At 63.3% G+C, this 23,708-nt stretch carries 25 protein-coding genes; 4 read left to right on the top strand and 21 right to left on the bottom strand.

The window, feature by feature from the left end; genetic code table 11:
- Positions 1 to 19 precede the first annotated feature (19 nt).
- The 6 genes from AB4Z43_RS32850 to AB4Z43_RS32825 form a co-directional block, all read right to left on the bottom strand.
- A complete protein-coding gene (locus AB4Z43_RS32850; RefSeq protein WP_019858045.1) occupies positions 20 to 799 on the bottom strand; it encodes a pyrroline-5-carboxylate reductase in 780 nt (259 codons plus the stop codon).
- A gap of 43 nt (positions 800 to 842) precedes the next feature.
- Positions 843 to 1,727, bottom strand: a complete 885-nt coding sequence (locus AB4Z43_RS32845) for an aldose 1-epimerase family protein (protein WP_441940861.1) — start codon at positions 1,725 to 1,727, stop codon at positions 843 to 845.
- A 174-nt stretch (positions 1,728 to 1,901) separates the two neighbouring features.
- The gene (locus tag AB4Z43_RS32840; protein ID WP_019858043.1) at positions 1,902 to 2,618 is read right to left on the bottom strand and encodes a Bax inhibitor-1/YccA family protein; all 717 of its coding nucleotides are present in this window, start codon (positions 2,616 to 2,618) and stop codon (positions 1,902 to 1,904) included.
- Between the two features lie 42 nt (positions 2,619 to 2,660).
- Complete coding sequence (locus AB4Z43_RS32835) at positions 2,661 to 3,434, bottom strand: anti-sigma factor family protein (RefSeq protein ID WP_019858042.1); 774 nt, start codon at positions 3,432 to 3,434, stop codon at positions 2,661 to 2,663.
- Positions 3,431 to 3,964 carry a sigma-70 family RNA polymerase sigma factor gene (locus tag AB4Z43_RS32830; RefSeq protein WP_441940907.1) on the bottom strand — a complete coding sequence of 178 codons (534 nt, stop codon included), beginning with the start codon at positions 3,962 to 3,964 and terminating at the stop codon, positions 3,431 to 3,433. Before AB4Z43_RS32830 ends, AB4Z43_RS32835 begins: the two co-directional genes overlap by 4 nt.
- A 110-nt stretch (positions 3,965 to 4,074) precedes the next feature.
- Complete coding sequence (locus AB4Z43_RS32825; RefSeq protein ID WP_441940858.1) at positions 4,075 to 4,668, bottom strand: histidine phosphatase family protein; 594 nt, start codon at positions 4,666 to 4,668, stop codon at positions 4,075 to 4,077.
- A gap of 175 nt (positions 4,669 to 4,843) precedes the next feature.
- Here AB4Z43_RS32825 and AB4Z43_RS32820 point away from each other — a divergent pair, with 175 nt between their 5' ends.
- Both AB4Z43_RS32820 and mazG read left to right on the top strand, forming a co-directional pair.
- Entirely contained in the window at positions 4,844 to 6,028 is a 1,185-nt protein-coding gene (locus AB4Z43_RS32820; RefSeq protein ID WP_441940856.1) for an amino acid aminotransferase, read from the top strand.
- Positions 6,029 to 6,108: 80 nt separating this feature from the next.
- Positions 6,109 to 6,933 (top strand): nucleoside triphosphate pyrophosphohydrolase, encoded by an 825-nt coding sequence (gene mazG, locus AB4Z43_RS32815; RefSeq protein ID WP_019858038.1) that lies wholly within the window; start codon positions 6,109 to 6,111, stop codon positions 6,931 to 6,933.
- A gap of 63 nt (positions 6,934 to 6,996) precedes the next feature.
- Here mazG and hflX read toward each other — a convergent pair whose 3' ends face one another.
- From hflX to dusB, 8 genes are all read right to left on the bottom strand, one after another.
- The gene (gene hflX / locus AB4Z43_RS32810) at positions 6,997 to 8,388 is read right to left on the bottom strand and encodes a GTPase HflX (RefSeq protein WP_064982413.1); all 1,392 of its coding nucleotides are present in this window, start codon (positions 8,386 to 8,388) and stop codon (positions 6,997 to 6,999) included.
- Positions 8,389 to 8,634, bottom strand: a complete 246-nt coding sequence (hfq, locus tag AB4Z43_RS32805) for an RNA chaperone Hfq (RefSeq protein ID WP_006202172.1) — start codon at positions 8,632 to 8,634, stop codon at positions 8,389 to 8,391.
- Between the two features lie 145 nt (positions 8,635 to 8,779).
- Entirely contained in the window at positions 8,780 to 9,643 is an 864-nt protein-coding gene (locus tag AB4Z43_RS32800) for a D-amino-acid transaminase (protein WP_441940853.1), read from the bottom strand.
- A gap of 100 nt (positions 9,644 to 9,743) precedes the next feature.
- Positions 9,744 to 11,105, bottom strand: coding sequence for a nitrogen assimilation response regulator NtrX (gene ntrX, locus AB4Z43_RS32795; RefSeq protein ID WP_010909346.1), 1,362 nt, complete (start codon positions 11,103 to 11,105; stop codon positions 9,744 to 9,746).
- Entirely contained in the window at positions 11,095 to 13,377 is a 2,283-nt protein-coding gene (locus AB4Z43_RS32790) for an ATP-binding protein (protein ID WP_441940851.1), read from the bottom strand. Before AB4Z43_RS32790 ends, ntrX begins: the two co-directional genes overlap by 11 nt.
- 128 nt (positions 13,378 to 13,505) lie before the next feature.
- A complete protein-coding gene (gene ntrC, locus AB4Z43_RS32785) occupies positions 13,506 to 14,966 on the bottom strand; it encodes a nitrogen regulation protein NR(I) (RefSeq protein ID WP_019858034.1) in 1,461 nt (486 codons plus the stop codon).
- On the bottom strand, positions 14,963 to 16,105 hold the full coding sequence (locus AB4Z43_RS32780) for a two-component system sensor histidine kinase NtrB (RefSeq protein ID WP_019858033.1): 1,143 nt from the start codon (positions 16,103 to 16,105) through the stop codon (positions 14,963 to 14,965). Before AB4Z43_RS32780 ends, ntrC begins: the two co-directional genes overlap by 4 nt.
- Positions 16,102 to 17,130 carry a tRNA dihydrouridine synthase DusB gene (gene dusB, locus AB4Z43_RS32775; RefSeq protein ID WP_441940848.1) on the bottom strand — a complete coding sequence of 343 codons (1,029 nt, stop codon included), beginning with the start codon at positions 17,128 to 17,130 and terminating at the stop codon, positions 16,102 to 16,104. Before dusB ends, AB4Z43_RS32780 begins: the two co-directional genes overlap by 4 nt.
- A gap of 243 nt (positions 17,131 to 17,373) precedes the next feature.
- Here dusB and AB4Z43_RS32770 point away from each other — a divergent pair, with 243 nt between their 5' ends.
- Together AB4Z43_RS32770 and AB4Z43_RS32765 are read left to right on the top strand one after the other, a co-directional pair.
- Positions 17,374 to 18,597, top strand: a complete 1,224-nt coding sequence (locus tag AB4Z43_RS32770) for a bifunctional 2-C-methyl-D-erythritol 4-phosphate cytidylyltransferase/2-C-methyl-D-erythritol 2,4-cyclodiphosphate synthase (RefSeq protein ID WP_441940846.1) — start codon at positions 17,374 to 17,376, stop codon at positions 18,595 to 18,597.
- Positions 18,594 to 19,076 carry a CinA family protein gene (locus AB4Z43_RS32765; RefSeq protein ID WP_441940844.1) on the top strand — a complete coding sequence of 161 codons (483 nt, stop codon included), beginning with the start codon at positions 18,594 to 18,596 and terminating at the stop codon, positions 19,074 to 19,076. The genes AB4Z43_RS32770 and AB4Z43_RS32765 overlap by 4 nt, the downstream gene beginning before the upstream one ends.
- A gap of 23 nt (positions 19,077 to 19,099) precedes the next feature.
- Here the strand turns inward: AB4Z43_RS32765 and AB4Z43_RS32760 are convergent, their stop codons facing one another.
- From AB4Z43_RS32760 to AB4Z43_RS32730, 7 genes are all read right to left on the bottom strand, one after another.
- Positions 19,100 to 19,555: a type II toxin-antitoxin system RatA family toxin gene (locus AB4Z43_RS32760; protein ID WP_019858030.1), complete on the bottom strand. Its 456-nt coding sequence runs from the start codon at positions 19,553 to 19,555 to the stop codon at positions 19,100 to 19,102.
- Positions 19,556 to 19,565: 10 nt separating this feature from the next.
- A complete protein-coding gene (gene lipA, locus AB4Z43_RS32755; RefSeq protein WP_064982419.1) occupies positions 19,566 to 20,531 on the bottom strand; it encodes a lipoyl synthase in 966 nt (321 codons plus the stop codon).
- A gap of 137 nt (positions 20,532 to 20,668) precedes the next feature.
- Complete coding sequence (locus tag AB4Z43_RS32750; protein ID WP_019858028.1) at positions 20,669 to 20,926, bottom strand: GlsB/YeaQ/YmgE family stress response membrane protein; 258 nt, start codon at positions 20,924 to 20,926, stop codon at positions 20,669 to 20,671.
- A 99-nt stretch (positions 20,927 to 21,025) separates the two neighbouring features.
- Positions 21,026 to 22,471 carry a dihydrolipoyl dehydrogenase gene (gene lpdA / locus AB4Z43_RS32745; protein ID WP_064982421.1) on the bottom strand — a complete coding sequence of 482 codons (1,446 nt, stop codon included), beginning with the start codon at positions 22,469 to 22,471 and terminating at the stop codon, positions 21,026 to 21,028.
- Between the two features lie 16 nt (positions 22,472 to 22,487).
- Positions 22,488 to 23,123 (bottom strand): SGNH/GDSL hydrolase family protein, encoded by a 636-nt coding sequence (locus AB4Z43_RS32740; protein ID WP_441940841.1) that lies wholly within the window; start codon positions 23,121 to 23,123, stop codon positions 22,488 to 22,490.
- A complete protein-coding gene (locus AB4Z43_RS32735; RefSeq protein WP_441940839.1) occupies positions 23,120 to 23,536 on the bottom strand; it encodes a hypothetical protein in 417 nt (138 codons plus the stop codon). The genes AB4Z43_RS32740 and AB4Z43_RS32735 overlap by 4 nt, the downstream gene beginning before the upstream one ends.
- Before the next feature lie 15 nt (positions 23,537 to 23,551).
- The coding region (locus tag AB4Z43_RS32730) for a 2-oxo acid dehydrogenase subunit E2 (protein ID WP_441940905.1) at positions 23,552 to 23,708 on the bottom strand (157 nt) is incomplete at its 5' end.

Below are 23,708 nucleotides of genomic sequence, written 5' to 3'. Positions count from 1 at the left end.
CCATCGCAAAACTTTCCCGTCAGGTGGCGCCAACCGCTGAAATGCGCCGATGCACGCCGTCCAGGCTTTCCGCCAGCGCATCGAAGACGTTGCGGGCCGTGAGTTCCTTCAGGACCTGCTCGTTGATGCCGCCACGGGTCGCATAGTCCTGCGCCAGATGCGTGAAGTCCGCCTCAGGCGCCGTCTCCGGAGCGTGCCCGAGCGCCGTGAAGAGCGCGGCGATATAGTCACGCCCCTTGGTGTCCGGCACATCATGCGCTTTCAGCCAGCGATGGATCGTATCGAGGTACTTGAAATAGGTGGCATAGGTCGCGGTCACGACGCTCAACGCGTCGAACTCGCTGGAACTCTCGACCTCGATCACCTTCCCCAGTCCGCCGAACAACGCGGTCACGTCCGGATCAGGCGGATAAATGATCGTCGCCCCCAGCCGCCGGGCGATCATCGGCATGGGCAGCGCTTTGGTCACGCGGCTCGCCGGTGCGGTCAGGCCGGCTATCTCCTCGTGCGACAACGTGGCGATCAGGCTGATGAGGTGATGGTCGCGCCGAAATTTCAATTCAGGCAGCACCTGATGGGCATCTTGCGGCCGGACAGCCAGCATGACGGTATCGCAGTCGTCGAGCACCTCCTGATTGTCGGCGGCAACGCGTGTATTCGGATAGCGGGAAGCGAGCTTCGCCGCGATCTCTTCGTTGCGCGGCGACAACACCACCGACACCGGATCGCCATCGAGGGATTTGAGCCCGATGACAATGGCTGAAGTCAGCGCACCTGTGCCGATGAAGCCGAGTTTCATTGGGTGCTCCCAGGCGTTGATTCTGCGGTTGGCCGTCGGTCGGTCACCGCCGGCCCGGCTCCAGGCCGATCTGGTAGCTCAGCGAACGCTTCGCCCCCGGTTCGATCAGCATCACGCCGGGCTTGTCAGTGAATTCGCCATCGAAATCGGTCGGGCTCGCTATGCCATGCCAGGGTTCGATGCACAGGAAGGGCGCGCCGCCGGGCTTGGACCAGATGCCGAGATCCTCGACTCCCTGCCATGACATTTCGATCGCCGGACCGCGCTCGGCCGCATAGCGCACGCTGGTGCTCGCTGGCCGGTCCAGGATGACGGCGTCGTCATCGAACAGCCGTTCGGACAGCGCAAGCGTCCTGCCATCGATGGGCGTCGGCCGCGGTTCCGAGAGCAGCAGGCCGTCCTTCAGGCGGCGGATCGGTGCCGGCTCGTCGTCGGAAAAGGTCAGCCGATAGGCCTCCTTGGGCAATTCCGGCAGCAACGGCCAGTTGAATGCAGGATGCGCGCCGATCGAAGCCGGCAACGGCTCGTCACCGGTGTTGGTGATCTTGAAGGCCACACCAAGCTGCTGTCGGTCCAGCGTGTAGGTCACGGCAAGGCGAAAGGCGAAGGGGTAGTGCGCGCGGGTGTCGGCGTTGTCGGTAAGCACCAGCGTGCAGGAGTGGGGTCCCCTCTCCTCCCAGGTGAACGGTTTGTCGCGGGCGAAGCCGTGCTGCGTCATCGGATAGGTCTGGCCGCGATGGCGCAGCCGATCGCCCGTCAGCCGGCCGACTATGGGGAACAGCACCGGCGAATGGCGCCGCCACTCCGGCCCGGCTTGCCACAGAAACTCAAATCCCCGCCCATCCTGCAGCGAAACCAGTTCGGCGCCTTGCTCTGCAATAACGGCCGAGATGCCGTCGCCATGAAGCGTTTGGCTGTCCTGTGCCACATGTCCTCGCGCGTCGGTGTTGAAGGCCGCTGCGGCGGCAGACTAACAAAAGCTCCTGGGGACTCAAGGCATAGACGGGTCTTGCAGGAACGAATTGTGGCCGGAGGATTTCTCCTCCGGCCACCTCTCCGCATCAAGGGCGAGAACCCCGCCCTTGCCCACAGCGGACAGTCGTTACTCCCGCTCGCCCGTGAAGTTCAGCAGCAATTGGAAGATGTTGATGAAGTTCAGGTAGAGCGAGAAAGCACCGAAAACAGCCAGCTTCTGGCGCGATTCCGCGTCGAAATTCTCGGCATATTGTTCCTTGATCGTCTGCGTGTCCCAGGCGGTTAGCCCGATGAAGATGGCGATACCGATCACCGAAATGGCGAACTGCAGCGCGGTCGAGCCGAGGAAGATGTTGACGATGCTGGCGATCACCACGCCGATCAGGCCCATGATCAGGAAAGACGAGAACTGGGTCAGGTCGCGCCTGGTCGTATAGCCGTAGAGACTGGTGGCGCCGAACATGGTGGCGGCGATGAAGAAGGTGCGCGCGATGCTGGTGCCGGTGAAGACCAGGAACACGGAGGCGAGCGACAGGCCCATCACCGCGCAGAAGGCCCAGAACATTGCCTGAGCGCTGGCCGCCGACATGGTCTGCATCTTGAACGAAAACAGCATGACGAAGGCGAGCGGCGCCAGCATCACCACCCATTTCAGCGGGCTGGAGAAGATCGGCACGTAGAGCGCCGGCGTCGACGACACCAGGAAGGCGACCAGGCCGGTGACCACCAGGCCGAGGCCCATATAGTTGTAGACGCGCAGCATGTGCTGACGCAGGCCCTCGTCAAAGACGGCTCCGGCCTGGGCGCCGGTGCCGACGCGATATCCCAGATTGGGCGTGTTCATTTGCAGTCTCCTTTGTGGATCGGTCAGTAAAGCGTGGGTCGATCAGTAAAGCGTTTTGGCGAGCGTCTCGGCGGCGCGGTCGAGGTCATGAACCCCGCTTCTCGCGACCACCGCATAGGCGACCTCGCCGATCTGGAAATAGGCCGAGGAAATGTCGCCCGACGGCGCGACGGTCGGCTTGACCACGTCGAAGGTTCCCGGCCGGATCGCAAACAGCGACACCAGGCCCATATCCTTGGTGTCGACAGCCACCTCGACGCTCGGGCCGAAGCGCGACGGATAGATCTGCACGTCGCGCACCTTCCAGTCCTTTGGCAGCGACGGCATGACGATCGCGGTCGCAGCACGGATCTCGCCGGCACTGTAATTGGGCGCTTCCGGCTGCGAGGGCATGGTCTCGCGCACCAGCGTCGTCCTGTGTGCCCGCACGGCCTCGTCGACATAGGCGGGCGGCTGCGGCGACGCGACGACCTTGGTCACCGACATCGGCCCGATGATGCCGTTTGCCAGCCAGCCGGCGGCAACGAAGGCAGCAACCGCAGCGGCGCGCTGCAGCACGCCGAAGATGCGGCCACGGACAAGCCCCCTCTCCAGCCGCCGCGCCGCGTCAGCGGTCGCCGGCCGGGCCATGCCCTTGGAGCCGGCAAGCGCCACGCGCAGCTCATCGCGGGTCCGCAGATCCGACATGACGCGCGCGGCGGCCTCCGGGCGAGTCGACAGGAAGGCTTCGACCTCGATGCGGCGGGTGACATCCAGCTGGTCGTCGACATAAGCGTCGAGGTCGGCGTCGGTCACCGGGTCGACAAGAGCGCTCATGGCTCACCTCCCACGATCTTGAGATGATTTTTTCCGCGCACCGGGGCGGCGTCTTCCATCTGGCGAAGGGCGGCGCGCGCCCTGCCGATGCGCGACATCAGCGTGCCCAGCGGCACGCCGGTGGCACTGGCCGCCTGCTGGTAGGAAAGCCCTTCGATGGCGACCAGATGCAGCGCCGAGCGCTGCTCTTCCGGCAGGTTGAAAAAGGCGTCCCGCACCTGCGCCAGGCGCACCGAATGTTCCTGCGGCGCCGGCGTGGCGGCATCGGCGAGGTATCCGGCCTGTTCGATGCGCACGGCTTCCGATCGGCGCGAACGCACGCGGTCGATGAACGCGTTGTGGACGATGGACAGCAGCCAGGCCCGTAGGTTTCCGCCGGAGCGGAAGGTGCCGCGCCGCTCATAGGCGCGCACCAGCGCGTCATGCACGAGATCCTCGGCATCCGCGCTGTCGCGCGTCAGCGACTGCGCATAGCGCCGCAGCGATCCGAGCTGTCCTATGATGTCAAAGCGTGGCATCGACCGTTTCATGCCCTGTTTACGGAGCATGTGGGGATTTTAATCCCAGCCGCGCCTTTTTTCTTATGCCCGGTGGTTTCGCCGGGGGATCGCGTTTGCGATCCCCTCGCCCTGCCTGGCTCTCAAGGGCGAAGCGTTGTTGCGGATTTGGGCGCGGCTACACCGCAGGCGCGCAACACCCATCTGCGGCCGTCGCTGCGAAAATCGGTGATGCTCAGCGGCTCGATATCGATCTTCCAACAGGCCGCAAGCGGAGCACCCAGAACATGCACGATCGCGGTGCGGATGACGCTGGCATGGGTCAGCGCGATTGTGTGGCCAGGCTTGGCCATCAACCGGTCCATCAACTCGGAAGCCCGGCGGGCAACGTCAGCCAGCGACTCGCCACCACGCGTCGCCGTGTTGGGGTCTGATAGCCAGGCAGCGATGCCCTCGGGCTGCTCCGCCTGCAGGTCCTCAAAACGCATACCGGCCCAGCTTCCATAGCCCTGATCCGCCAGGAGCGGTTCGACCGATGCGTCCAGCGATAGCGCCTCGGCGGTCTGGCGGGCGCGAAGCGCGGGCGCTGTCCACACGCGGTCGGCGCGGCGCAGCGTCCCGCGCATCGCCTTCGCCAGCGCCAGCGAGCGCGGCTCCAGCGGCTCATCGAGCGGAAACGACCCCCGCCGGGTCGCGGCCGTGGCGCCGTTGCAGATCATCGTCAGCCGTACGAGCATGAGGCAGTCATTCCTTGAGCCGCTTTCGAAGCGACGCATACGCTGCAATTAGAATAGCTGCTATCGTTTCGAAAGGCCGCGCCCCTGGGTGCCGCCCTCCGTTTTGCGTAATTAAACCGCTGGCGAAGTGCGCTCTATTTGCGTATCACTCCGCCGCGCCAACGGAACCATAGCGATGTTCGAAGAACTGCAGCCAGCTCCCGCCGACAAGATCCTGGCCCTGATCGGCCTCTATCGCGCCGATCCGCGACCCAACAAAGTCGACCTCGGGGTCGGCGTCTACAAGGATCGCGACGGCAAGACGCCGGTGATGCGCGCCGTTCGTGAGGCTGAAAAGCGGCTGCTGAACAGCCAGGACACCAAGACCTATCTCGGGCTCGCCGGCGACACCGGGTTCAACGCGGTGATGGCCAAGCTCGCCTTCGGGCCGGGCGCGGACATGACGCGCATCCGGGCGGCACAGGCGCCTGGCGGCTCCGGTGCGCTTCGCCTGGTGGCGGAGCTGCTCAAGCGGACCCGTTCGGACGCCACGATCTGGCTGTCGGACCCGACCTGGCCGAACCATATGCCGGTGATGCGCGCCGCCGGCCTGCAGATCCGCGAATACCCCTATTTCGATGCGACCTCTGGTGCTGTTCGTTTCGACGACATGCTGGCGGCGTTGCTGACGGCCAAGAACGGCGACGTGGTGCTGCTGCATGGCTGCTGCCACAACCCGACTGGCGCCAACCTCGACGCGGCGCAGTGGCAGGCCGTCACCGATCTGGTCGTCGAACGCGGCCTGCTGCCATTCGTCGACATCGCCTACCAGGGCTTTGGCGACGGCCTCGAGGCCGACGCTATTGGCCTGCGCCTGTTGGCGGCGAAAGTACCGGAGATGGTCGTTGCCTCGAGCTGCTCGAAGAATTTCGCCGTCTACCGCGACCGTGTCGGCGCGGCGATGATCCTGGCCAGGGACAGCGCGCAGGCCGACGTGGCGATGAGCCAGATGCTGTCGGCGGCACGTGCCATGTATTCGATGCCGCCGGACCATGGTGCCGCGGCGGTGCGCATCGTGCTGGAAGACGCAAGCCTGCGCGCCGACTGGGAAGCCGAACTGGAAGAGATGCGCCTACGCATGCTCAGGCTTCGCGTGGCTTTCGCCGAGGCGCTGCGCCGGCAGTCCAACTCCGACCGCTTCGACTTCGTCGCCAGCCATCGCGGCATGTTCTCGCGGCTTGGTCTCACGGAAGCGCAAGTCGAGCGGTTGCGTGCCGAGTACGGCGTCTACATGGTCGGCGATAGCCGCATCAATGTCGCCGGTTTGCCAGAGGACGGCATGGACGACCTCGCCAAGGCGATCATCTCCGTGCTCGACTGAGGCGGCTCAGCTGTGGACAAGGCCCCCTTGCAGGCTGACAGCGTTGGCCGCGCGTCGGGTCGCAGGATAGCATCCGCCGCATGACGCCATCCAAAGACATTTCGCGCCTGATCGAGATCATGGCGGCGCTGCGTGCGCCGAAGACCGGCTGCCCCTGGGACATCGAGCAGGATTTCTCGACCATCGCGCCCTATACGATCGAGGAAGCCTACGAGGTGGCGGACGCCATCGCGCGCGGTGACCTCGGTGATCTGCGGGATGAACTCGGCGACCTCCTGCTGCAGGTCGTCTACCACGCGCAAATGGCCGAGGAAGCGGGTGAATTCGCCTTCCCGGATGTCGTCCAGGCCATCACCACCAAGATGATCCGGCGCCACCCGCATGTCTTCGGCGACGAGGAAGCCCGCGGCGCCGGCATGGCCAAGGGCATGTGGGAGAAGATCAAGGCGCAGGAGAAGGCGGAGAAGCGGCAAGCCCGTGTCGCGCGCGGCCTCGACCCCGAAGACAATGGCAAGGGATTTCTGGACAGTGTTCCGGTCGCCCTGCCCGCTTTGACACGGGCGCTGAAACTTCAGGAGAAGGCTGCCCGCGTCGGCTTCGACTGGAGCGAGGCAGCCCCCATCCTCGACAAGATCGAGGAGGAGATCGGCGAATTGCGCGAGGCTCTGGCGAAGGGCGAGACGGCCTCGATCAAGGACGAGTTCGGCGACATGCTGTTCGCCGTCGTCAATCTCGGCCGTCATCTCAAGCTCGATTCGGAAGCCGCGTTGAGCGGCACCAACGAAAAATTCCGGTCACGCTTCCACTATGTCGAGCAGGCCCTGGAGAAGTCCGGCAACACGCTGGAGAAGGCCACCCTGGACGAGATGGAAGCGCTCTGGCAGGAAGCGAAGAGCGCGACGTAGGGCCCTATAGGCCGGCAATCAGGACGGAAAAGCGTTATACGCTTTTCCTGCAATTTCTCCGTCCTAGCCGTTGTTTTTACGGCGCAATCGGCTTTCAATCTCTTCGCGGGCGCTTTGCGTGGCCTTGAGCGAGATGGTGGCGCTGCCGTCTTCATTGTCGGTGCGCGAAACGATATCGCCATTGCGATACAGCCAATCGACAAGGCCGAACTGCGCCGGCTCGATCGTCACCGTAAGGTCTTCGAGCTCGCCAGCCATGCGCGTTTCGATAACCGCCTTCAGCGCATCGATGCCCTCGCCGGTCACCGCCGATATGGCGATCGGCGGACCCTTGCTGCCGTCGGCGGCATCGGCAAGCAGACGGCTCCTGTTGCCTTCGTCCAGCAGATCGACCTTGTTCCAGACCTCGATCACACGCTTGGCATCACTGGCGTCGACACCGAGGTCGGCCAGGATGCGCTCGACGTCCTCGGCCTGTGCCGCCGTGTCGGGATCGGAAATGTCGCGCAGATGGATGACGAGATCGGCTTCGACCACCTCTTCCAGCGTCGCGCGAAAAGCCGCGATCAGATGCGTCGGCAGGTCGGAGATGAAACCGACCGTGTCCGACAGGATGATCGGCGTGCCATGCGGCAGGCGCACGCGGCGCAGCGTCGGGTCGAGCGTGGCGAACAACATATCCTGCGCCAGCACGTCCGCGCCGGTCAGCCGGTTGAACAGGGTAGACTTGCCGGCATTGGTGTAGCCGACGATCGCCACCACCGGGAACGGCACCTTCTTGCGCTTGGCGCGGTGCAGGTCGCGGGTGCGACGCACCGTTTCCAGCTCGTGCTTCAGCTTGATGATCTTTTCCTGCAACTGCCGCCGGTCGGATTCGATCTGGGTTTCGCCGGGGCCGCCGAGGAAGCCGGCGCCACCGCGCTGGCGTTCAAGGTGGGTCCAGCTGCGGACCAGGCGGCCCTTCTGGTAGTTGAGATGGGCAAGCTCGACCTGCAGCGTGCCTTCCTTGGTGCGGGCGCGCTCGCCAAAGATCTCGAGAATCAGGCCGGTGCGGTCCAGAACCTTGGCATGCAGTTCCTTCTCGAGATTGCGCTGCTGCACCGGGGTCAGCGGATGGTCGACGATGACCAGCTCGGCGTCGTTTTCCTTGACGATCTCGGCGAACTCTTCAACCTTGCCGCTGCCGAGCAAGGTCGCTGGACGCGGATCGTTGACCGTCACGACAGCCGTATGGACAGGGTCGAGATTGATGGCGCGCGCAAGGCCGACCGCCTCGTCATGGCGAGCGTCCGCCGAGCGCGTCAACCGAGGGCGGTTGGTGTCGTCGTCGCCGCGCGGCTGGCGGGTAAGCACGGGCACAATGACGACAGCCCGGGTCGGCCCCTTGGCTTCCGTCCCGGGATGATGCGCTGGTTTTCCGCGAACCGTGCCGTCCGCGTCCTTCTCGCGTGCCAATCAGGCGCCCTGGCTTTCCTCGCCATCGAACATCTGAACCGGCTGGCTCGGCATGATCGTGGAAATGGCGTGCTTGTAGACGAGCTGAGAGTGACCGTCGCGGCGCAGCAGCACACAGAAATTGTCGAACGAAGTAACCACACCGGTCAGCTTCACGCCGTTGATGAGGAAGATGGTGAGCGGGTTCTTGCTCTTGCGAACTGAATTCAGGAACAGGTCCTGAAGGTTTTGCGATCGTTCCGCCATTGTTCTTGTCTTTCGCCGATCCCCTTCGGTTTGCAAGCCAATGCGCCAAATTGTCGGGCACATGTCAAGCGCGCAAACACCGTCTTGTCGTCAGTAACGACAAGCAGAACGAGATATATTGATGTTCATTCCACCTGTGCGGTTATCAGGCTGGACTTTTTTCCGCAATGTCAAAAAAGGCCTGCCGTAACGAAAGTGTCACTGAGCCGGGATGCCCATTGGCCACAGGATCGCCGTCAATGGCCACGACCGGCATGGCAATCGTCGTAGCCGAACTGATGAACGCCTCGCGCGCCGCCTTGGCCTCGGCGACGGAAAAACCGCGCTCTTCGATCTTCAGGCCGAGCTTTGCCGCAACTTCGAACATGGTCGTGCGGGTGATGCCGCGCAGGATGCCGTGATCCGCTGGCCTCGTAACCAGGACGCCGTCCTTGGTGACGATCCAGGCGTTCGACGAGCCGCCTTCCTTGACGTTGCCGTCGGTGTCGACGAACCATGCCTCCTGAGCACCGGCCTCCTTGGCTTTTTGCTTGGCCAATACATTGGGCAGCAGTCCGACGGTCTTGATATCGACCCGGTCCCAGCGGTTTTCTGGCACGGTGATGACCGCGATACCGGTCTCTGCTCGCTTTGCTCCAGCCGCCGGATCGGCCTTTCTAGCAGTGACCACCAAAGACGGCTTGGTGTCCGCCGACGGGAAAACAAACTCGCGGCTGGCGACACCGCGCGTTACCTGCACATAGACCAGCCCATTGACGACATGGTTGCGGTTGACCACTTCGCGCAGGATGAGCGGCAGCACGTTACGCGCCACCGGCCACGCGATCGACAATTCGGTCAGCGAGCGGTTGAGCCGGGCAAGATGGCGCGGCATGTCGACGATGAAGCCGCGTGCCACCTCGCAGACCTCATAGACGCCATCGGCGAACTGATAGCCGCGATCCTCGATATGCACGGAAGCGTCCGCGTGGGCGACGTAGCGCCCGTTGACAAAGGCAATGCGCGGCATTGGCGACCCCTGGAAAATTCTCGGGCTTTCTTATGCGATTCCGCCGCCGCCGTAACCGGCAAATGCTTGGACCACGCGCGGTTCAGCACAGGTCCGCGCGTCAGACGCCCAGCGACTTCAGTTTGCGGTGCAGAGCCGAGCGCTCCATCCCGATGAACTCGGCGGTCTTGGAGATGTTGCCGCCAAAGCGGTTGATCTGGGCGATCAGATAATCCTTCTCGAACTGTTCACGCGCTTCGCGCAGCGGCAGCGCCATGATGTGCTGGTCGGACTGATTCGGCGTTCGCGGCATGACATCGCCAATCTCGGACGGCAGAAGGTCCGCGGTGATCGGCGCATCGACGTCGTCGCCGCGCGCCAGGATCATCAGGCGTTCGACATTGTTGCGCAGCTGGCGCACGTTGCCCGGCCAATTGTGCGCCTGCAGAACGGCAAGCGCATCGTCGCCGATACGGCGCGGCTTGATGCCGGCCTGGCGGGCGATCTGCTTCATGAAATTGTCGACGAGATAGGGAATATCCTCGCGCCGCTCGGCCAGCCCCGGCACCATCACCGGAACCACCGCCAGGCGATGGTAGAGATCCTCGCGGAAACGCCCGTCGGCAATCATGGCTTCCAGGTTCTGCGAGGTCGAGGAGATGATGCGGACATCGACCTTGACCCGCTTGGTGCCCCCTACACGCTCGAACTGCTGCTCGACCAGCACGCGCAGGATCTTGTTCTGCGTCTCGCGCGGCATGTCGGCCACTTCGTCGATGTAGAGGATGCCGCGATGGGCCTCCTCCAGCGCGCCGACCTTGCGCTCGACACCGTTCGATTCGGTGCCGAACAGTTCGATCTCCATGCGCTCGGGCGTGATGTTGGCAGCGCTCAGCGTCACGAACGGCGCGCCCTTGCGGGCCGACAGCGTATGAATGGCGCGCGCCGCCAGTTCCTTGCCTGATCCGGACGGGCCGATGATCATGACACGGCTGTTGGTCGGTGCGACGCGCTCGATGGTCTGGCGCAGCTGGCTCATGGCCGACGACATGCCGATCAGGTCGAAGGTCTCGCCGCTGCGCTGCTTGAGGTCGGAAACCTCGCGTCGCAACTTCGAGGTTTCCAGCGCACGCTCGGCGATGAGAATCAGCCTGTCGGCCTTGAACGGCTTCTCGATGAAGTCATAGGCGCCACGGCGGATGGCCGAGACCGCCGTTTCGATGTTGCCGTGGCCGGAGATCATCACCACGGGCAAAGTGGGATGCATGGTCTTGATCTCGTCGAGTAGCGCCAGGCCGTCCAAGCGAGAGCCCTGCAGCCAGATGTCGAGGAAAATCAACCTCGGCGCCCGGTCGGCAATGGCCGCCAACGCGCTGTCGGCGTCAAATGCCGTACGGGTTTCGTGACCTTCGTCGCTCAGTATGCCTGCGACGAGCTCGCGGATGTCTTCCTCGTCATCGACGATGAGAATATCAGACGCCATTATCGACCTTTTCAGTTTCTCTCTCGTGTTCCGACTTGCCTTCGCGCAACGGCGTGACGGCCGCGGGCGGCAGTATGATGCTGATCATCGCCCCGCGGCCGCCATGGAAATCCGCAGGCGCATCATGAAGTTCCAGCCTGCCGCCATGGTCCTCCACGATCTTCTTGACGATAGCGAGACCAAGCCCGGTGCCCTTCTCGCGCGTGGTCATATAGGGCTCGAGCAACCGTTGGCGATTCTCCCGCGGCAGGCCTTTGCCATTGTCGATGACGTCGATTCGAATCGCGCCATTCTGACGACCGGCTTGAATCCGGATTATGCCGTGCGAACCGTCCTTTTGTTCCAGTCCGTCGATCGCCTCGGCGGCGTTCTTGATCACATTGCCGAAAGCTTGCGCCAAAAGGCGACTGTCGAACGTGCCCTTGAGCGGTTCGTTACCGAAAATCCGCTCGAAGGTGATGTCGGCGCGGCTGACCTCGACCAGGAAGGACGCCTCACGCAGCGATTCGCGCAGATCGATGGCCTTCATCTCGGGCTTGGGCATGCGCGCGAAGGCGGAGAATTCGTCCACCATGCGGCCTATGTCCTCGACCTGCCGGATAATGGTGTCGGTGCATTGGTCGAAAACCTCACGGTCCTCGGTGATGACCTTGCCATAGCGGCGCTTGATGCGCTCGGCCGAAAGCTGGATCGGCGTCAGCGGGTTCTTGATCTCGTGGGCGATGCGGCGCGCCACATCGGCCCAGGCGGAAGAACGCTGCGCCTGGACCAGATCGGTGATGTCGTCGACGGTCACGACGTAGGATTTCTCCTCCGAGCCGTCATCGCCCCCCTCGACGGTGATCTGCACGTTGAATGTGCGCTCCGTGCCGGCGCGGAAAAACGTCACCTGCTCTCGGTAGACGGGCTTGCCCGACTGGCGGCCGATCTCGAAGACACGGCCAACATGCGGCAGAATGGCGGAAAGGTTCTGTCCGAGTGCAGCACTGGCGGAGATGGCCAGCATCGATTCGGCCGAACGGTTGACGATGGTGACGATGCCGTAGGGATCGACGCCGATGACGCCGGCGGTAACACCGGCAAGCACGGCTTCGGAAAAGCGCCGCCGTTCGTCGATCAGGTCCTTTGCCGACAGGATCTCGTTGCGTTGCGATTTGAGCTCCAGCAGCATCTTGTTGAAGGTGTCGCCCAGCGAGGCGACGTCGCCGTCGGAAGGCCTGACCGGAACCGCGACGTCTAGATTGCCTGTCGCGACCTCGTCGGCAGCGCCAATGAGCTGGCGAATCGGCCGCACGAGACGGTCGGCGACCGCGATGCCGGTCCAGATCGCCGACAGGATGATGATCAGGGTCAGCGACAGATAGGGCAGTGCGAAGGCCACTTGCGAGGTGCGCCTGTTGTCTTCGAGATTGCGATACTCGTCGGTGTTGGATCTGACGATCTGCCTCGCCTTGATCACCTCGGGATCGACAAGGCGGATGGTGTAGAGGTAGAGGCCCTCGATCTCGCGCAGCTTGACGATGGCGCCCATGATGTTGCGGGTGCGCGGCTCTATCAGCACCGGTTTGCCATCGGTGGCGCTGCTGACTGCGCCTTCCGGCGGTTCCGGCATGGCGAAATCGGCATCGGTCTGCGCGCTCATGACGAACGAACCGTCGGGCTTGATCAGCGCCGCATGGGCCAGCGACCGGCCCACCGCCTCCTTGTTCAAGAGGTCGAGAAAGCCTGTGCGATCAAGGCCGTAGAGTGTTCGCGACGCGTCGAGATCATAGGCCATCGACAGCGTCGTGCCCTGCAAGTTGCGGGCATTTTCCTGGACATAGGCATCGGCGATCGACAGCGAGGAATTGACGATCGTCTTGGTGCGGATCTCGAACCAGCGATCAAGGCCGATATCGAGCGTGATCGAGGCGATGATGGCCACCATGATGGCGGGAATGGCGGCAACCAGCGCGAACATGGCAACGATGCGCACATGCAGGCGCGAGGCCGCCTTGCCGTGCCGGCGCGCCATGACGATGCGATGGACCTCGCGCCCGACCAGCGCCATCAGGAACAGCACGAAAGCGGCGTTGAGCGCGATCAGCGCCCAGGTCGTCCTGGCGTCAGGCGCGATCGGCGTCGCGCCGACCAGGATGGTGAACGAAATGGCCGCCATGACCAGAGCGCCGACAACCGCCACCACGCCGGGCAATGCCAGCAAGCGGCGACCGTCGCGCGCGCCGGGTTCGCTGAATAGCGGTTGGTTGAGTACAGGTGCCTGCGGAGCCATGTCGCCGTCTGGGAGCCAATGATTGCGTCCGATCTATGCAACGCATTGTGGCGATTATGCAACAAGTGTGACAATGGCGGAAATCTTTCGCCGCTCAGTCCCCTGAAAAGAGTGCGTCAGATCAGCGCTCAGCCCGGCCGCGACGATTTATAGACGTTGACGCCCAGTTCGCGAATCTTCTTGCGCAGCGTGTTGCGGTTGAGCCCCAGCAGCTCCGCGGCCTTGATCTGGTTGCCGCGGGTTGCCGTCATCGAGGCCAGGACCAGCGGATATTCGACTTCGGACAGGATGCGCTGGTAAAGCCCGGCGGGCGGCAATTCGCCGGCAAACGAGGCGAAATAGCGCTGCAGGAAATGCTCGACCGCCTGGCCGATGGAGAGGTCGTCGGGAATGAGGTTGCCGCCGCCGGGCACCACGGGGCGCTCGCCGGTCTTCAGCTCCGCCTCGATGATTTCGGCGGAGATCTCATCCTGTGAATAGAGCGCGGCCAGCCGGCGAACCAGGTTTTCCAGTTCGCGCACATTGCCCGGCCACGGGTAGCGTTTCATCAGTTCGATGCCGCCGGACGAAATACGCTTGGTCTGCAGCCCTTCCATCTCGCCGAGCTTGAAGAAGTGGCGCACGAGATCGGGCACGTCCTCGGAGCGCTCACGCAGCGCCGGCAGCCTCAGCGGAACGACGTTGAGACGATAGAATAGATCCTCGCGGAACAGTCCCTGGTTGATCAAGGTGCGCAGATCCTTGTTGGTGGCGGCGACGATGCGCACATCCGTTTTGATCGGCGTGCGGCCGCCGACCGTCGTGTATTCGCCCTGCTGCAGGACACGCAGCAGGCGCGTCTGCGCCTCCATCGGCATGTCGCCGATCTCGTCGAGGAACAGCGTGCCGCCCTCTGCCTGCTCGAAGCGGCCGGTGGAGCGGTTCTGGGCACCGGTGAAAGCCCCCTTCTCGTGGCCGAACAGTTCCGATTCGATCAGGTCGCGCGGAATCGCCGCCATGTTGATGGCGACGAACGGTCCGCCGCGACGGCGGCCATATTCATGCAGCGCGCGCGCCACCAGTTCCTTGCCGGTGCCGGATTCGCCCGAGATCATCACCGTCAGGTCGGTCTGCATCATGCGCGCCAGCATGCGGTAGATGTCCTGCATGGCCGCCGAGCGGCCGACCAGCGGCATCGTTTCGGGCTGTTCATCGGGCCGCGCATCGATCTTCGGCCGGCGGGGCTCCGACAGCGCCCGGTTGACGATGTTGAGCAGTTCGGTCAGGTCGAACGGTTTCGGCAGATATTCATAGGCGCCGGTCTCGGATGCACGGATTGCGGTCATGAACGTGTTCTGGGCGCTCATGACGATGACGGGCAGCTCCGGCCGCGCCTTCTTGATGCGCGGCAGCATGTCGAAGGCGTTCTCGTCCGGCATCACCACGTCGGTGATGACAAGGTCGCCCTCGCCCGCCGCCACCCAGCGCCACAAGGTCGAGGCGTTGGACGTGACGCGCACCTCGTGGCCGACGCGCGAGAGAGCCTGGTTGAGCACGGTGCGGATCGCCGCATCGTCATCGGCGACGAGAATATTGCCGCGAACGGTCATTTGCGGTCTCCTTCACCGTCTTCTTCAGCGCCGAACGGCGTTTCCTTCCAGGCCGGCATCAGGATGCGAAAGGTGGTCCCGCGCGGGGTCGATTCGCATTCGATGATGCCGCCATGCTCGCCGACGATCTTCGCGACCAGCGCCAACCCCAGCCCCGAGCCGTTCGGCTTGGTGGTGATGAAGGGATCGAACAGGATCGGCAGGATATCCTCCGAGACACCGGAGCCATTGTCGCGCACGCAGAACTCGAGCGGCAGCGACACGCGGTCCTGCGTGCCTGGAACCGAAACGCGGATGCCCGGCCGGAATGCGGTCGACAGCACGATCTCGCCATGCGGGTCGCTGCCGATTGCCTCGGCGGCGTTCTTGACCAGGTTCAGGAACACCTGGATCAGCTGGTCGCGATTGGCGAATACCGGAGGCAATGATGGATCATAGTCCTCCAATATCCTGATTTTCTTCGCAAAACCGTTCTTTGCGATCGCCTTCACATGGTCAAGTACGACATGGATGTTGACGGGGTAGCGATCGATCGGCCGCTCGTCGGAAAACACCTCCATGCGATCGACCAGCGAGACGATGCGGTCCGTCTCGTCGGTGATCAGCCGGGTCAGTGCGCGGTCTTCGTCGGAGGCGGACAGTTCGAGCAGTTGGGCTGCGCCGCGGATGCCGGAGAGCGGGTTCTTGATCTCGTGGGCGAGCATCGCTGCAAGGCCTGTCACAGAGCGTGCGGCACCGCGATGCGTCATCTGCCGGTCGATCTTGTCGGCCATCGACCGTTCCTGGAACATGACCACGACGGAGCCCGGGAATTCCGACACTGGTGCGACATAGAGATCGACGACCTTCTCGATGCCGAGGCGTGGCGACGACACATCGACCCGATACTCGTTGACCGGAGCCCGGCGCTCGCGCACCTGATCGACCAGGGTCAGCAGCGGGCTGCCGAAGGGGACGAGCTTGGACAGCGTGTTGCGCGCCAGCATGGTCGCGCTGGAGCGAAAGAAGTCCTCGGCATCGGCATTGGCGAAGGTGATGAACCCGTCCTCGCTGATCATGATCACCGGGCGGCGGATGGTGTTGAGGACGATCTGGGCGGCATCCGCCATTTCAGTTCCCTGGCCAGCGGTGGCGTTCATGCGGCGCTCCGCAGGCTCAAGGGTTGCGGATCGCGCGAAAACACATTGCGCAGCAAGGTAATGACGCGAGCCGGATCGAACGTCGTCAGGATGGCCTTTCGATGGTCGTCGGCGACGCCAACAGCATGGCGATCGAGATACCAGCCCAGATGTTTGCGCGCCTGGCGCAAACCGCTCTCGACGCCATAAAGCGCCAGCATGTCCTCGTAGTGGCCAACGATATAGTCGGCCAGAGCCGCGGCAGTCTGCGGCACGTTGGCCGCCGTTTGGCCCGCCGCCGCTGCCGCGATGCCACCGGCGATCCAGGGCACGCCGTAATGCGCGCGCCCGACCATCACCGCATCAGCGCCCGATTGGTCGAGAATGGCGGCTGCCTCGGCCGGGGAACAGACATCGCCATTGGCAACGACCGGAATGGACACAACTTCCTTGACGCGAGCGATGGCGCGCCAGTCGGCCTTGCCCTGGTAGAACTGGCAGCGCGTGCGGCCATGCACCGTCACCATCTTGACGCCCGCCTGCTCGGCCCGGCGCGCGAGGATTGGCGCATTGAGCGCGCCTTCATCCCAGCCGAGCCGCATCTTGACCGTCACCGGCACCTTGACCGCGCCGACCACGGCCTCGATCAGCGACAGCGCATGGTCGAGATCCAGCATCAATGCCGAGCCGGCATAACCACCGGTGACCTTCTTGGCCGGACAGCCCATGTTGATGTCGATGATGTCAGCGCCCTCGCCCGCGGCGATCCGCGCGCCTTCGGCCATGTATGCCGCCTCGCGGCCGGCTAGCTGCACCATATGGACGGGCAGGCCCGAATGACGTATGCGCAGATCGAAGCCGGCTCTTCCCTTGGCGAGTTCGCCGCTTGCCACCATTTCGGATACAACCAGGCCCGCGCCATGCGCATGGGCGCGCCGCCGGAAAGGCTCGTCGGTGATGCCTGACATCGGCGCGAGGAATACGCGATTGCGGATTTCCACGCCGCCGACGTTCAAAGGCGCGGCCAATCTGGTTGAGTTAACCATGCACAAAAACCAAGCACGTCCATTCGTTGCACATTCTCTAGCCATATCAGCCGCAATGTGCAACGCGGAATGACGTCACATTGAGGCGCAATTGGGAAAATTCCGGACCCTTAGGGATTTGCCGTGACAAGGCGCCGCGCGTCCTTCATGGCGTGTGAAGGAGGCTTTGGAGTTCATATTTGACGCACGATCTTTTCGGAAAACCAATTACACTTTTGGGGATCGTGCGCTAAGCCAATCGCCATGACTGACGGAAGTGAAAACTCGAGCGCGACAGGTGAGGTTGCGGTGGTGATCGTCGCCGCCGGCCGCGGCGCTCGTGCCGGGCAGGCCAACGGACCCAAGCAGTACCAGAATATTGGCGGCCGCGCTGTCATTGCGCACACGCTGGAGATGTTTCTGGCCCATCCGCGAACCGGCCGGATCGTCGTCGCCATCCACGCCGACGACCACGAATTGTTCCGGCAAGCGGCGGGCGGCCAGGCTGAGCGCGTCACTGCCATCATTGGCGGACCGACCAGGCAGGAGTCCGTTCGGCTCGGGCTGCTTGCGCTGAAGGACCACGCGCCGGGCCAGGTTCTGATTCACGACGCCGTCCGCCCGTTCGTCGATGCGGAGTTGATCGATCGCACCATCGCCGCCATCGGCAAGAACGAGGGGGCGTTGCCCGCCCTGCCCATCGCCGACACCTTGAAGCGCGAGTCGGCCGCCGGCGTGGTCGCGGAAACCGTTTCCCGCAGCGGGCTGCACGCGGCGCAAACGCCGCAAGGTTTTCCCTACGGGCCGATCCTTGCCGCACACGACAAGGCCTATCAACTAGGCAGGCTGGACTTCACCGATGATGCGGCCATCGCCGAATGGGCGCAGATTCCAGTCAAGCTCGTTCCGGGCTCGCCGGACAATGTCAAACTCACCTGGGCACGGGACATCGCCATGGCGCACCAGCGGCTTTCCAGCGAACGCACACATTTCCCCGACATCCGCACCGGCAACGGCTACGACGTCCACGCCTTTGAGCCCGGCGATCACGTTACACTGTGCGGCGTCGCGATTCCGCATGACAAGAAACTATCCGGACATTCCGATGCCGATGTCGGGCTGCACGCCTTGACCGACGCGCTGCTTGCGACCTGCGGCGCCGGCGACATCGGCACGCATTTTCCGCCGTCCGAGCCGCAGTGGAAAGGTGCAGCGTCGCGGATCTTCGTCGAACACGCGGCGAAAGTGGTGCGCGAGCGCGGCGGACGCATCGCCAATGCCGACATCACGCTGATCTGCGAGGCGCCGCGCGTCGGCCCACATCGCGAGGCGATGACGGCGGCCCTGTCGCAAATGCTGGGGATTTCCGCCGACCGCATCTCGATCAAGGCGACAACCAACGAAAAACTCGGCTTTGTCGGTCGCGAAGAAGGCATTGCGGCGATCGCCACTGCCAGCGTGGTGTTTCCCGGCGAGGTGCCGGAATGAGCAACGCCGAACTCGCAAACTCCCTGCTGCTGGCCTGCCAGCAACGTGGCATCATGCTGGCGACGGCGGAAAGCTGCACCGGCGGCATGATCATTGCCGCGCTCACCGACATTGCAGGCTCCTCGGCGGTGGTGGACCGCGGCTTCATCACCTATTCCAACGAAGCCAAGATGGACATGCTCGGCGTTTCCGCCGAAACGCTCGACGCGCATGGAGCTGTTTCGCGCGAAACGGTCCTGGAGATGGCGGCCGGCGCGCTGGCGCATTCGCGCGCGAGCCTTTCTCTTGCCGTTACCGGCATTGCCGGCCCAAGCGGAGGTTCGGCCGACAAGCCGGTCGGTCTCGTCTGGTTCGGCCTTGCCCTGGCCGGCCAGCCGGTTGTCGCCGAGCGCCAGCTGTTTGGCCACAAGGGCCGCGAATTCATCCGCCACGAGACGGTGAGACATGCGCTGCAACTCGGCCTGCGCGCGCTTGGATAAGGCATGGACTCACTACGATAGCGTCATGCCGGCGCAACCCCATAGATGACGTCGGCACGCTTTTCGAAAGCCTCGGCGAACATGCGGAAGGCGCGGTCGAACATCGTGCCCATCAGCGCGCCCAGAATGCGGCTCTTGAATTCATAGTCGATGAAGAAGCGGACGGCGCAGCCGGCGCCATCGGGCTCGAAACGCCAGACATTGCTCAGGTATTTGAACGGGCCATCGATATATTTCACGTCGATGGCGTTCTCGTCGGGCTTCAAAAGCACCTGCGTCGTGAAGGTCTCGCGGATCGCCTTGTAGCCGATGCTCATGTCCGCCAGGAGAACGGTACGTCCGTCACGCTCCTTGCGCGAGCGCACCGTCAGCGCTTCGCAAAGCGGCAGGAATTGCGGATAGGCCTCGACATCGGCTACCAGCGCAAACATCTGTTGCGGCGTATGGGCGACGCGGCGGGTGGCTTCGAATTTCGGCATTCAACCAGCGCTAGACCGACTTCTGAAGCTGTGCTTCCCGCGCCGCGCGCAGCCGGGCGAAATCGTCGCCGGCATGGTGCGATGAGCGCGTCAGCGGGCTCGATGCCACCAGCAGGAAACCCTTGGTCCGGCCGATCGTCTCGAAGGACTGGAACTCTTCGGGCGTGACGAAGCGGATCACCGGATGGTGCTTCTTCGACGGCTGCAGATACTGGCCGATGGTCATGAAGTCGACATTGGCCGTGCGCAGATCGTCCATCAGCTGCAGGATTTCATTTCGCTCCTCGCCCAGGCCGACCATGATGCCGGACTTGGTAAAGATCGACGGGTCGAGTTCCTTGACCCGCTGCAACAGCCGGATCGAGTGGAAATAGCGAGCGCCCGGCCGAACCTTCAGATAGTTTGACGGCACGGTTTCGAGATTGTGGTTGAAGACGTCGGGCTTGGCCGCCACCACGATCTCCAGGGCGCCGTCCTTGCGCAGGAAATCCGGCGTCAGGATTTCGATCGTGGTCGACGGCGTTGCCGCGCGGATTGCGCGAATGACATCGGCAAAGTGCTGCGCACCGCCATCGGCAAGATCGTCGCGGTCGACGGAGGTGATGACGACGTGGCTCAGCCCCATCTGCTTGACGGCATGCGCGACGCGCGCCGGCTCATCGGGATCGAGCGCGGTCGGGATGCCGGTGGCGACATTGCAGAAAGCGCAGGCGCGCGTGCAGATCTCGCCCATGATCATGAAGGTGGCGTGCTTCTTTTCCCAACACTCGCCGATGTTGGGGCAACCAGCCTCTTCGCAGACCGTCACCAGCTTGTGCGATTTCACGATCTCGCGCGTCTCGGCATAGCCCTTGGAGACCGGCGCCTTGACGCGAATCCAGTCGGGCTTGCGCAACACCTCCTGGTCGGGCTTGTGCGCCTTCTCGGGGTGCCGCAGCCGTGGTGCGTTGGCGATCGTGTCGAGGACAGTAACCATCTGAACCCTGGCTTTTCTCGCGACCGCCCGTCGGCGATCGTCACTTTATCGTCATCTAGGACTTTTCAGCACAAAGAAAAAGGCTGCAGCGGCGCATGCCGCTACAACCGTTTTCGCATAGCCGGGAACGGTACCGACTAGCGGCGCACCAGGCGACCGACCCAAATCAGCAGGCAGGCACCGATGAAGCCGGTGATCAGATAGGCGGTCCAGCCAACGCCGAACGGGCCGAAATTGAGGGCCTGCAGGATGGCGTTCAACACGACCGCGCCAACGATACCCATGATAATGTTCATGAAAATGCCGGTGTTGCTCTTCATGACCATTTCGGCGAACCAGCCTGCCAGGCCGCCGATGATGATGGCTGCGATCCAGCCCACGCCGTTCAAGTGCATATGCCTTCTCCTTGCGCGCGTAAAAATGCATGCGAAAACGAACTGCCTTGCCGCCGAGTTCCGGCGGCTTTCGCGGCTGAGTCTCCTGCTGCGAATCTATCATGCGTTCAAGGCGCGGCCATAGGCGTCGAGCACGCTCTCCTTCATCATCTCCGACAGCGTCGGATGTGGGAAGATGGTGTGCATCAGCTCTTCCTCGGTCGTCTCCAAGTTCATCGCCACGACAAAGCCCTGGATCAGTTCGGTCACCTCGGCGCCGACCATGTGGGCGCCGAGCAGCTGACCGGTCTTCTTGTCGAAGATGGTCTTGATGAAGCCCTGGTCCTCGCCAAGCGCGATCGCCTTGCCGTTGGCGGCGAACTGGAAGCGGCCGACGCGGATATCCTTGCCTTCGGCCTTGGCCTTGGCTTCCGTCAGGCCGACGGAGGCGACCTGCGGATTGCAGTAGGTGCAGCCAGGGATCTTGAGCTTGTCGATGGCATGCACGCCGGGGAAATTGGCGATCTTCTCGACGCACACGACGCCCTCATGCTCGGCCTTGTGGGCAAGCATGGGCGGGCCGGCGACATCGCCGATGGCGTAGATGCCCGGCACATTGGTCTTGCCGTAACCGTCGACGACGACGCAGCCGCGATCCGTCTTCACGCCGAGCGCCTCAAGGCCGAGATTCTCGATATTGCCCTGGACACCAACGGCTGAGATCATGCGGTCGGCGGTGATCTTCTCAACCTTGCCGTCCTTCATCTCGACATGCGCGGTGACCGAGTTGGCGCCCTTCTCGACCTTGGTCACCTTAGCTTCGAGGATGATCTTCATGCCTTGCTTCTCGAACTGCTTTTGCGCGAATTTCGAGACCTCGGCGTCCTCGACCGGCATCACCGCCGGCAACAGTTCGACCACCGTCACCTCGGCGCCCATGGTGCGATAGAACGAGGCGAATTCGATGCCGATGGCGCCCGAGCCCATCACCAGCAGCGATTTCGGCATCTCCTTCGGCACCATGGCCTCGAAATAGGTCCAGATGAGCTTGCCGTCCGGCTCGATGCCGGGCAGCGCGCGCGGGCGGGCGCCGGTCGCCAGGATGATGTGCTTGGCTGTGTAGGTGCCCTCGCCCTTGACGCCCTTCGGCACCGGCGGCTGTGGCTCCATCGGCTTCTTGGCCGTCTTGGAGACGATGACCTCACCCGGCTTCGACAGCTTGGCTTCGCCCCAGATGACGTCGACCTTGTTCTTCTTCATCAGGAAGGCAACGCCGCCATTGAGCCGCAGCGAGACTTTGCGCGAGCGGTCGACGACGGCCGACGTGTCGACGCTGACCTTGCCGTCGAGCTTCAGGCCATAGTCCTTCAGATGATCGGAATAGTGCATGATCTCGGCCGAACGCAGCAGTGCCTTGGTCGGTATACAGCCCCAGTTGAGGCAGATGCCGCCGAGATGTTCGCGCTCGACGATGGCCGTCTTGAAGCCGAGCTGGGCGGAACGTACCGCCGTGACATAGCCGCCGGGGCCGGAGCCGATGATGATGACGTCGTAGTTCTCAGCCACGGATTTTCTCCTTCAGTCACAATTCCAGCATGACGCGCACGACCGATGTCAGCGCCTTGCCGATGTTTCGCGTGTTTTCGGCATCGAGATGGACGCCGTCGAGCGGTGTGGTTTGCGCCACCGTGCCGGCGTCGAAGAAGCCGCAGCCGACTTCGTCGGCGAGCGCCGCATATTGTGGGGCGAGCTGCTTCGACGCCTCATCGCCGCCGGCAAACATTTCCCTGAAGTCGGCATTTTCGGTGCGGCTTACAACGGGCGGCGAGACAATGAGTATCTGTGGCGCCGGCCAGTCGAACGGATAGTCATGACCACGCACGATGTCGATCAACCGTTGGATGCCTTGCTTAGCCGCGACCGGATTGCCGTGGATCCAAGGCTTCATGTCGTTGGCACCGAGCATGATGACGATCAGATCGATCGGTGCATGCGTCGTCAGCACCGTCGGCAACAGCCGCGCACCGTTGCGATCGGCACCTGCCAGATGATCGTCGAAGGCCGTGGTGCGGCCATTCAGGCCATCGGCGATGACCTGGACGCCACCGCCTAGACCCGCCTGCAGAACGCTTGGCCAGCGATCCTGCAGCGCATGGCGCCCGCCTTCGGCGTTGTAACCCCAGGTCAGCGAGTCGCCGTAGCAAAGCACCGTCTTCATGCGTTCACCTGTGCATTCATCAATCCGCGTCCCACCCGCCAGCGTACGAACAGCCAGTGAACCAGCACCGTGGCCAGGTTTGGCAAGACCAGGCCGGCGACGATTGGAAGGTCACTTCCCCACTGGCGCTTGTCGACCGGCTGCGAGAACGTCCAGCCGATCAGGCCGAGCCCGACAAGCACGAACAGGACAATGGTGCAAAGGGCCAGCCAGTCGATGATCGCGGGTGCATTCGAAAAGAACTGCGCGACGAAAAACACGATCGTCACGACGATGGTGACAAGCGCGGACGCCATGAACACCAGAATGTATTCTTCCTGCGCATCGGTTGCGATGGCCAGTCCGAGCGCGACCAAACCGCCGGCAAACCAGGAAATGAAAAAGGCGAAAAGGCTGGTGAAGAATTTCCGCACGAGCCTTTTCCTTTCCTAGACCAGCATGCCCATCGGGTTCTCGATCAGCCGCTTGAAGGCGACCAGAAGTTCGGCGCCGAGCGCGCCATCGACAGCGCGATGGTCGGTCGACAAGGTCACCGACATCACGGTGGCGATTTTGATCTCGCCATTCTTGACCACAGGACCACAG

The sequence above is a fragment of the Mesorhizobium sp. 2RAF45 genome (genome assembly GCF_052115225.1).
GTDB classification, from domain to species: Bacteria; Pseudomonadota; Alphaproteobacteria; order Rhizobiales; family Rhizobiaceae; genus Mesorhizobium; species Mesorhizobium jarvisii.
Note: the sequence above shows the minus strand (reverse complement) of the source record. Positions and strands in the feature narration are given on the sequence as shown.